The 768-nt window shown below is 53.3% G+C and carries 1 protein-coding gene; it reads left to right on the top strand.

All coding sequences use genetic code 11. From position 1 onward, the window contains the following. A partial coding sequence (locus DCCM_RS06785; RefSeq protein WP_133163947.1) for a KS-MAT linker domain-containing protein occupies window positions 1–768 on the top strand: 768 nt, incomplete at both ends.

Here is a 768-nt window from a genome sequence, read left to right as displayed (position 1 = left end):
GACAAACAGTTTTGTGCCATCGGATCGGTAAAGTCCAACATCGGGCATTGTGAGAGCGCGGCAGGTATTGCGGGTTTGACGAAGGTATTGCTGCAGCTTAAACACCGCCAATTAGTGCCCTCCCTGCATTCCGAAGTGCTGAATCCCAACATTGACTTCAGCAATACCCCCTTTGTGGTCCAGCGGGAACTTGTGGAATGGAAACGGCCGGTGGTTGAAAACAACGGAGAAACCAGGGAATACCCGAGGATTGCCGGGATTTCGGCTTTTGGCGCGGGCGGGGCAAACGCCCACATTGTGATTGAGGAATATATACCCGGGAAACAGGGTCCACAGCAAATTAGCATCAGCCATCAGAATCCGGCAATTATCGTGCTGTCGGCAAAGAGTGAGGAGGGCCTCCGGGAACAGGCGCGGCAATTGCTGGCTTTTATCCGGGAGCAGCAATTCACCGGCACCGACCTCGCCGACATGGCCTATACCCTGCAGGTGGGACGCGAGGCCATGGAAGAGCGCCTGGCCATAATGGCGGGGTCCGTCGAGGAAGTTGAAGAAAAACTGAAAGGGTTTGTGGAAGGCCGGGAGGGCATTGAGGATTTATATCGTGGGCAGATCAAACGGAATAAAGAAGCCCTGTCCGTACTGACAGCGGATGAGGATATGGCAAAGACCATTGATGCCTGGATCGCCAAAGGAAAATATGCCAAACTATCGGAGCTTTGGGTGAAGGGTTTAATTTTTGATTGGAACAAGCTTTACGGCGGAGCC

This window comes from Desulfocucumis palustris (assembly GCF_002933875.1).
Classification (GTDB): Bacteria; Bacillota; Desulfotomaculia; order Desulfotomaculales; family Desulfocucumaceae; genus Desulfocucumis; species Desulfocucumis palustris.
Note: the sequence above shows the minus strand (reverse complement) of the source record. Positions and strands in the feature narration are given on the sequence as shown.